At 40.6% G+C, this 8,767-nt stretch carries 11 protein-coding genes; 5 read left to right on the top strand and 6 right to left on the bottom strand.

Translation table 11 applies throughout. The annotated features are described in order from the left end of the window. The first annotated feature begins 15 nt into the window (after positions 1-15). The 5 genes from IBX42_RS10010 to IBX42_RS10030 are packed head-to-tail and all read left to right on the top strand — an operon-like array spanning position 16 to position 3,617. A complete protein-coding gene (locus IBX42_RS10010; RefSeq protein ID WP_294932511.1) occupies positions 16-1,275 on the top strand; it encodes a 3-isopropylmalate dehydratase large subunit in 1,260 nt (419 codons plus the stop codon). Beyond that, positions 1,275-1,850, top strand: a complete 576-nt coding sequence (gene mobA, locus IBX42_RS10015; RefSeq protein WP_294932513.1) for a molybdenum cofactor guanylyltransferase MobA — start codon at positions 1,275-1,277, stop codon at positions 1,848-1,850. The genes IBX42_RS10010 and mobA overlap by 1 nt, the downstream gene beginning before the upstream one ends. Before the next feature lie 60 nt (positions 1,851-1,910). Then, positions 1,911-2,387, top strand: coding sequence for a cyclic pyranopterin monophosphate synthase MoaC (gene moaC / locus IBX42_RS10020; RefSeq protein ID WP_294932515.1), 477 nt, complete (start codon positions 1,911-1,913; stop codon positions 2,385-2,387). Beyond that, a complete protein-coding gene (locus tag IBX42_RS10025) occupies positions 2,362-2,631 on the top strand; it encodes a DUF493 domain-containing protein (protein ID WP_294932517.1) in 270 nt (89 codons plus the stop codon). Before moaC ends, IBX42_RS10025 begins: the two co-directional genes overlap by 26 nt. Positions 2,632-2,642: 11 nt before the next feature. Next, positions 2,643-3,617 (top strand): DUF6781 family protein, encoded by a 975-nt coding sequence (locus IBX42_RS10030; RefSeq protein ID WP_294932519.1) that lies wholly within the window; start codon positions 2,643-2,645, stop codon positions 3,615-3,617. Positions 3,618-3,629: 12 nt separating this feature from the next. Here the strand turns inward: IBX42_RS10030 and aroC are convergent, their stop codons facing one another. The 6 genes from aroC to IBX42_RS10060 form a co-directional block, all read right to left on the bottom strand. After that, a complete protein-coding gene (aroC, locus tag IBX42_RS10035; protein ID WP_294932521.1) occupies positions 3,630-4,703 on the bottom strand; it encodes a chorismate synthase in 1,074 nt (357 codons plus the stop codon). Then, positions 4,700-5,383, bottom strand: a complete 684-nt coding sequence (rnc, locus tag IBX42_RS10040) for a ribonuclease III (protein WP_294932523.1) — start codon at positions 5,381-5,383, stop codon at positions 4,700-4,702. The genes aroC and rnc overlap by 4 nt, the downstream gene beginning before the upstream one ends. Positions 5,384-5,507: 124 nt before the next feature. After that, the gene (gene rnhA / locus IBX42_RS10045) at positions 5,508-5,936 is read right to left on the bottom strand and encodes a ribonuclease HI (RefSeq protein WP_294932525.1); all 429 of its coding nucleotides are present in this window, start codon (positions 5,934-5,936) and stop codon (positions 5,508-5,510) included. After that, positions 5,911-6,957, bottom strand: a complete 1,047-nt coding sequence (locus tag IBX42_RS10050) for a tetratricopeptide repeat protein (RefSeq protein ID WP_294932527.1) — start codon at positions 6,955-6,957, stop codon at positions 5,911-5,913. Before IBX42_RS10050 ends, rnhA begins: the two co-directional genes overlap by 26 nt. Continuing rightward, on the bottom strand, positions 6,957-7,424 hold the full coding sequence (locus tag IBX42_RS10055) for a hypothetical protein (RefSeq protein WP_294932529.1): 468 nt from the start codon (positions 7,422-7,424) through the stop codon (positions 6,957-6,959). The genes IBX42_RS10050 and IBX42_RS10055 overlap by 1 nt, the downstream gene beginning before the upstream one ends. Positions 7,425-7,488: 64 nt before the next feature. After that, positions 7,489-8,535, bottom strand: a complete 1,047-nt coding sequence (locus IBX42_RS10060; RefSeq protein ID WP_294932531.1) for a YeiH family protein — start codon at positions 8,533-8,535, stop codon at positions 7,489-7,491. Positions 8,536-8,767: the final 232 nt, after the last annotated feature.

Genomic DNA, 8,767 nt, shown 5'->3' on the forward strand with positions numbered 1-8,767 from the left:
AAGGAATTATACGTCATGGGACAAACTATAACCGAAAAAATATTCTCTGAGCATGTCGGAAGAGCTGTTCATGCAGGTGAAATCATCCGCTCTAACATCGACATGGTTATCGGAAACGATATTACCACTCCTATATCTATCAGCGCTTTTAACCTCAGCGGCGCTGAAAAACTTGCAAATCCAGATGGATTCTCTATAGTTCTTGATCACTTTATTCCCGCAAAAGATATCGCAAGTGCGAACCAAGCGCGAATAAGCCGTGACTTTGCAAAGAAGCACAGCCTAAAGAACTTTTTTGATGAAAAAGATATGGGAATCGAACATGCGCTTCTGCCTGAAAAAGGGCTTGTCTCTCCGGGTGATGTTATCATCGGAGCTGACAGCCATACATGTACACACGGCGCGCTTGGAACATTCTCTACGGGAATGGGTTCAACCGACTTGGCGTTTGCCATGATTACGGGCGGGAACTGGTTTAAAGTGCCAGAGTCTATAAAAGTTGTCCTCAGCGGAAAACCTAGCAAATATACAACCGGAAAAGATATTATCTTAGAGATTATCCGTCTAATTGGCGTTGATGGAGCATTATATAAAACTTTAGAGTTTACCGGGAGCACAATTGCGCACTTAAACATGGATGACAGGTTTTCTATGTGCAATATGGCAATCGAGGCGGGAGCAAAAAGCGGAATCGTTGCTTATGACGAGGTAACAAAAGAGTTTTTAAGCGATAAAAATCTTGCACGCCGACCTCGCATCCACTACTCGGATGAGGACGCTTCTTATGTGCAGGTTTTAGAGATAGACGTTGCCAACCTTGACCCGGTTATAGCGTATCCATTTTTACCTTCAAATGGGCATAGTGTTGTTCAGGCTGTAAAAGATAAAATTAAAATAGATCAATCATTCATCGGGAGCTGTACTAACGGCAGACTCGGTGACCTAAAAATTGCTGCAGAAATTTTAAAAGGCAAAAGAGTCCATCCTGATGTTCGTCTTATTGTGACTCCTGCGACACAGCGTATTTTTCAAGAGGCTTCAAGATTGGGATATATAGACATTATTATCAATGCAGGCGGAGTTGTAAGCAACCCTACATGCGGAGCTTGTCTGGGCGGATATATGGGGATTCTTGGCGACAATGAAGTGGCAATATCTACGACGAACCGTAACTTTGTAGGACGCATGGGTTCAAGAAGCTCTAAAGTCTATTTGGCAAACTCTGCAGTTGCGGCAATCTCTGCAATTGAGGGCTATATAACAGATCCTAGATAATGCTTGAAATACCCTGTGTCATCTTTGCAGGCGGCAAATCAAGCCGAATGGGAGAGGATAAAGCTCTTCTTCCATTTGGCGGTTTTAACACGTTAGCGGAGTTTCAGTTCTCACGTCTTAGCAAAATCTTCAAGAATGTATATATCTCATGTAAAGATAGTTCAAAATTCAACTTTGAAGCAGATTTTATTGAAGATATAAAAACAGACTCTCTCTATGCGCCCACGGCTGGATTTATCTCTGCTTTTAGGCATTTAAAGTGTGAGAAGTTTTTTGCAATCAGCGTAGACTCTCCTTTTATCGCTAAGGATGAGATAGAAAAAATAGTTGCCTCAGATAAAACAGACGCAGACGCCACGGTGGCAAAAACACCACACGGTATAGAGCCGATGTGCAGTGTATATCATCGCTCTATGGAGAAAAAATTCGCATCAATGCTCAAAGAAAATAATCACAAACTCGGTTTTTTGCTCAAAACCTCAAACACGCTTTATGTAGAGTTTGAAGATGAAAAACCCTTTTTAAACCTCAACCACCCTCATGAATATCAAGAGGCGCTAAGGCTTATGGTTTAGGTCAAATAAATTACTTTTCTTCTGCTATAATAGTAAGAAATAAAATATAAAGAAACAGTAATGAATTTAACACATTTGGACGAAAAAGATAGACCGAAGATGGTCGACGTATCGGATAAGAACCAGACAACTAGAGTGGCAGTTGCAAGCGGAATTATAGAGATGAGTCAAGAGGCTTATGGCGCTATAGTAAGCCAGAAAACCAAAAAAGGTCCTGTTCTTCAAACAGCAGTAATCGCCGCTATCATGGGAACAAAAAAGACAAGCGAACTTATACCGATGTGTCATCCGCTTAACCTAAGCGGCATCAACTGTGATGTTGAAGAGTTGGTGGATCTCCCTGGATTTAAACTCACCGTTACGGCTAAACTCACAGGGCAGACGGGTGTTGAGATGGAAGCGCTTACGGGAACAAGCATAGGGCTTTTGACGATCTATGACATGGTAAAAGCGATAGACAAAGGGATGGTTATCCGCAATGTACAGTTAGAAAAAAAATCGGGAGGCAAAAGTGGAGATTATCAACGATACAGATGAGAAGCTAGAGCTTACTTATCCGTGCAGCTGGTGCTACAAGCTTATTGCCGGTGAAAAAGAGGCTCTCGAAGAGGCGATTAGAGCTGTTATAGAGGAGAGAGAACACAAACTCACTCACTCAAAAAGTTCTAAGGGCGGAAAATATATAAGCATGAACCTAGATATGGTTGTTCACAATGAAGATGACAGAAATTTTATCTATGAAGCCCTAAAAGCTCATCAACATATAAAAATGGTACTTTAAAGGAGTCTAAAATGAGTTTACGAGAACTAAAAAACATTGAACTACAAACACTAGACCTTCATGAGATGAGGGATGTAACGACAGATATTATAGACAAAAAAACAAAAAAACTAAGAGACGAACTCGAAGAACTTCTTGTGCAAAAAGAGCTTATTGAGAGGAGTTTAGAGAAAAAGTCCAGTGAGCTCCAAGAGGCGAAATATACTATTTTTAATGATATAGAATCTGCAATAGATAAAGATGATATACAGACGCTCTCTAAGCTTCATCAAATAAAACTTCAATCGATCGATCTCTTTGATATTCTTGGCGAAACGGTTGAGGGAGCAATTATTACCGCTTTAGAAAAATCAAAAGATAGCGAAGCAAAAGAGCTCATTCAAGAGGTCATAAAAGAGCTGACCTACCAAACCATTAAAGAGGGAACCCTAAATACCATAAGGGTGAGAAAGATTCTCTCCACAATACTACACTCAAGCATTGATATAGCCGAAGCTACACCAAACACATCCGAGGATATCCTAGAGGCTACGCTAAGAGGCATGAGAGCAGGACTTCTCGAATCAATAGACAGATTTAAAAAGAGACTTGTTTACATGCCGCTTGAGGCGAAACATATCCTGATAGAAGATTACGACACAATCATGGAGGATTTAAACCAGACAGATACCCTCTTTTTGCAAGTTGTTCAGACACAGGCAAATGAGAGTGACCCGACTATAAGAAAAATCCTCCTAGACATTAATAAAAAGATGCATTATGATCTCGAAGAGTTAATTCACATCTCAAAAGAGACGGCGCAAGTTATGAAGGAGAGATTTTCTGCACTAGCTAAAGCAGCAGTTAAAAAAGCCGATACTGCGCTCCAGTCCGAGACCGCAAAAGAGGCGAAAAGAATGGGAATTGAAGCATGGGGCGTTGCAAAAACTGCGCTCAACAGCGCAATTAAATCAGCCAAAGGCGTAATGGAGCCAAAAGATAAATAGCGGTTTAAACTGCTATTTATAGTATTTGACTACCTTCTCCATCTGAGAACCCATATTTAAAAGCAACATATCGGCTACAACAAGCGCTGCCATTGCTTCACAAACAATGGTTCCTCTTATGGCAACGCATGGGTCATGACGTCCTTTAAGAGCAAAATCAACCTCTTTATTTTCAGTCGTAACTGTTTTTTGCTCTTTAAAAATAGAGGGTGTAGGCTTAAAGTAGACGTTCATCACAATATCTTCACCGTTGCTTATACCGCCTAAAATCCCGCCTGAGTGGTTTGTTACAAAGCCGGCTGCTCTTATCTCGTCATTGTTTTGAGAACCCTTAAGCGATGCACTGAGTACTCCATCACCTATCTCGACGGCTTTAACGGCATTTATGCCCATCATGGCATCCGCCAAAATTGCATCGAGTTTATAGTAGAGCGGCTGCCCTAACCCCTTTGGCGCACCTTTTATAAGAACTCTTGAGGCTCCGCCGACTGAATCATGCTCATTTTTTGCTCTAAGTATCGCCTCTTTTTGCTCCTCTTCTTTGTTGACATCAAGAGCAAAAATAATGCTTTTTTTAGCCGCCTCATAATCAAGCTGCTCCGACTTTATACCGTCTACTTCGCATATGCCGCTTAAAACCTCGACACCAACTTCTATAAGCATCAGTTTTGCGATTGCACCTGCAGCGACTCTTGCCGCTGTCTCTCTTGCAGAGCTTCTGCCGCCGCCTCTGTAATCTCTTATGCCGTACTTATAAAAATAGGTAAAATCTGCATGACCCGGGCGAAAAATATCTTTTATATTTGAGTAATCTTTTGACTTCTGGTTGGTGTTGTATATGAGCATTGCTATTGGTGTTCCCGTACTTTTACCCTCAAAAACACCGCTTAGTATCTCTACTTTGTCATCCTCTTTTCTAGCTGTCTCAAACTCGCTTTTTCCGGGTTTTCTTCTATCTAACTCACTTTGGATAAACGCCTCTTCTATCTCAAGTCCAGCCGGAACACCATCAAGCAGACATCCGATTGCAACTCCATGAGACTCCCCAAAAGTACTAAATTTTAACTTCTGCCCAAAACTATTCACTTCATTTCCTTGTTTAAAAGCTTTACCGCCATCTCTGCGGCTTCTTGTTGCGCAATTTTCTTGCTTTTGCCAATCGCTCTTGCGTACTCTTTGTTCTCTATGATAACAGCAACTTCAAACTCTTTTTTATGATCAGGTCCGCGGCTTGCAACAACTTTGTACTCCGGAGTCTCTCCGAATCTGGCTTGCGTAAGCTCTTGAAGGGTTGTTTTAAAATCTCTAAAGAGAGAATCAAGCGAGATCTCTTTATGATTTTTTTCAATCAACTCAATCGCTATTTTTTTAGCAGCATCCAAGCCCGACTCAAGATAAATAGCTCCGATTACCGCCTCAAAAGCATTTGAGAGCAGAGACGCTTTCTCTCTTCCGCCATTGTTCTCCTCCGCGTTTGAGAGGTAGATATATTCGCCAAGGCTGATAGACCTTGCCAACTTCTCAAAGCCGTCCTCATTTACAAGTGCCGCTCTTATCTTTGAGAGATTACCCTCATCTGATTTGGGGAATTTAAAAAACAGATACTCTCCCACAATCAAATCCAAAACGGCATCGCCTAAAAATTCAAGTCGCTCATTATCGTAGGGCTGCTTATGACTTTTATGCGTCAGCGCTTCGATAATGAGCTTCTCGTTCTTAAATTCGTACCCTAAGGTTTTCTCTAAAACTTCTATATTTTTACTCATTGTATGCTCTCCCACTATTAAATCTCATATAATTTGAACAAAGTCCAAATTATATTCAGTCACTCGCGTGTTTTGTGCCATTTAAAAGCACAAAATAAAAGCTTTGCCTTGCGGCAAAAAGGAGTCATTTTGACTCCTTCATCTTTTGTGCCTCTATTTTTGCCAAAATATCGCATCTCTCGTTCTCAATATGTCCGTTATGCCCTCTAACCCATATTGCATTTATCTTATGCCCTTTTGAAACCTCTATATACTCTCTCCACAAATCAGGATTTTTAACCTTTTTAAAGTCTCTCTTTATCCAGCTCTCAAGCCACTCGTTTATCCCCTTTACGACATACGAGGAGTCGGAGATTATCTCAACATTGCAGGGCTCCCTAAGAGCTCTTAACCCCTCGATTACCGCCAAGAGCTCCATTCTGTTATTTGTAGTATGTGCCTCGCCGCCGGAGACCTCCCTCTCTTTGTCGCCGAACCTGAGAATTGCTCCATATCCCCCTGGACCGGGATTTCCCAAAGCGCTGCCGTCACTGAAAAGAGTTATTTTCTTCACTAAAATCCTTATGGTAATCTTTTACCAAAGAGAGCTCCGCCCTTGACGTATCTATGGCATGACAACTGCTACAACGGTTAAATGCAAACGGGTAGACCACCTTACAATTATCGCAGATATACTCAAAACCGAGCGTAGCATTTGCTTTTGAGTCAAGGCTTATAAGCACGTCAAGCTCAAAAATAGAGCTCTTCGTTGCCGCTTTCATATACCCTTTTGCGGTATAGAGCTCCCTTAAATAGCCGTTTTGCATTATTATATCAAAATTCAAATCTTTTTTGTCGCAGCTCCACAGCACATCGACAAGAAGCTCTGACTTTGAAACATCAAAATTCGCCCATGCAGCCTTTGGGTTTATGCGAAAAACATACTCAAAGACAAGGTAATCCAGATGATTGCAACTTTTGTATATCTCCAAGAGCTTGTAAGCTTTTTCATCCGGAGTCATTCGAGCACTGTTTAAAATGCTCAAAGAGTTAAGATATGCGCTAATCAAAGTCACATCTTTTTTCAGTTCGCCCAAAGGCTCTAGCAACTCAAGCGCAGCGTTATAATCTTTCATCTGTTCATATACAAGCAGAAGATAGTTAAGCGCCTGAGGCGTGCGGGGATTGTTTTTCAGTATCTCTAAAAAAATCTGCTTTGCACGCTCCAGAAAACCTGCCCTAAAGTATGTTTTGCCAAGCAGAAAAAGAGTATCTCTGTAGTTGGATTTATCTCCGACTTTAAGCAACTCGCTGTAGATCTCTATACTCTTTTCATAGTTTCCGTTTTGTGTATATGAGTTTGCCAGCAAGAGCCAAGACTTTTCAGACAACTCCCCTTTTGTAATCAATACCTTAAGTTCATTTTGAGATGGCAGAGAGTGAAACTGTTTTAAAAACTTATCTAGATGGCGGTAGTCCTCTTTCTTTTTGAGTCTGCTAAACCAATATGAAAAAAATGTAATGACGAAAACAAGAACGAAAAATATTATAATCCCAAAAAGAGGGTCTCGAAACTCTAAAAAAAAGGTATCCATTATTCGTACACCACTACACCGTAATCGTTTTTGAGATTATAAAAGGTGCTCTCAGGTCCTATCTCCAAATCCTTTATTTTTCCAAGCTGAACAATAGAGTTTCTACCTACTCTTATCCCAAACTCCGTAAAAAATTTTTTTATATTTACAAACTTTACATCTTCGACAAATTTATACTCAAACTCCTTATGAAGCCTCATCTTATCGTATGAAAATATATGTTCGTTTACATGTAGCTTGTCTGAGGCATACTTTATGGGCAGATGACCGGATAAATCAGTCAATATCTTCTCTACATGTTCATGTTTTTGGGGAAGAGTATTTTTTTGTATAAAAAGATATTTATTGTTAAGTTTAAGGTTTCTCGTCTCACTCCAGTACTTATATGCAGGATTTGAGACGCCGAGTTTCGATGAGATTTCTCTCCAGAGCCAGTAAGAGTTTAGCGTATTTGGTAAATTTGACACTCTAATGGCTCCTCCGGATTTGATTTGTCTTTATTATATACTTTTTTAGTTGAAAGTTACAAATTTAGAACACAGCCACTACCCATTTTGTGATGAAATATCCGCCTACAAGTAGCCATGCAAACATCAAACCCGAGGTGTAAACAGGCGCTAAACCAAGCCCCTTAAACTTTGAAAACACGGTTCCGATGCCAAGTGCCGTCATTGCCATGGTCAGTAAAAAAGTATCTATCTCGTTGATAATATCTACTACATTTTGTGGAAGAATTCCGAAGGAGTTAAACCCAGCCATACCTATAAAATAGACTGCAAACCACGGAATAACTAGCTTAACCCCTCCTGCTGTAGCACCACTTTTTTTAGCGCTCATGGAGAGATATATTCCCAGTATAATGAGCATCGGTGCTATCATAATAACCCTTGTCATCTTTACGATAACCGCCGAATTTGCCATCTCTTCGCTTGCACCCGGAATGGAAGCCGGAACTGCTACGACTTGAGCCACTTCATGAATCGTTCCGCCTACATAGATACCGAACTCTTTTGCACTCATATCAAAAACGCCCATGTTGTATAGAAGCGGATATAAAAACATCGAGATTGTTCCAAAGAGTACAACCATTGAAACGGCGATTGCAGCTTTATGCTCCTCCGCCTTTAAAACAGGCTCCGTTGCCAAAATGGCTGCCGCTCCGCATACTGAAGCCCCAGAAGCACTTAGCATTGAGGTATCTCTATCCATTTTGAAGAGTTTTTGTCCTGCCCAAGTTCCGAGCACAAAAGTGGTTGAGAGCATAATTAGCGAGACCATAAATCCCTCTAGCCCAACCTCCCCGATTTGTTGGAATGTGATACGAAACCCGTAAAAAACAATTGCGAAACGTAAAATCTTTTTTGCAGAAAATGTAATACCTCTGCTCCACTCTTTTGGAGTGTTGTTGTGAAGCGTATTTGCGTAAAAAATCCCTATAACTATACCTATAACCAGTGGCGAAATTCCAAGAGATTTTACAAAACCAATCTCTGAAATCATTGTAGCAGCTGCAGCAAAAATCGCAACAAAAAGTATGCCGTTTATAGTACCTTTTCTATTCTCTAAAGAAAATGCCATATAACCCTTTCGTATAATGTGGGACTTTAGTCCCTGCCACTAAGACGGACGAGTTCGGCTTAGTGCGTAACCTAAGTTACAAAGCGAATTATATCAAAAAAGCATCACATTTATTTTACTCTTAGATCCGGCTCTGAGTCAATCATCTCATTATCTGAACCGCTAATCTCTTTTATCTCGATTTAATGAAAAATTTGGGTGCGTAAAAACCTAAGCAAACTACGGTACTATA

Source organism: Sulfurimonas sp. (assembly GCF_014859695.1).
In the GTDB taxonomy this organism is placed as follows: domain Bacteria; phylum Campylobacterota; class Campylobacteria; order Campylobacterales; family Sulfurimonadaceae; genus Sulfurimonas.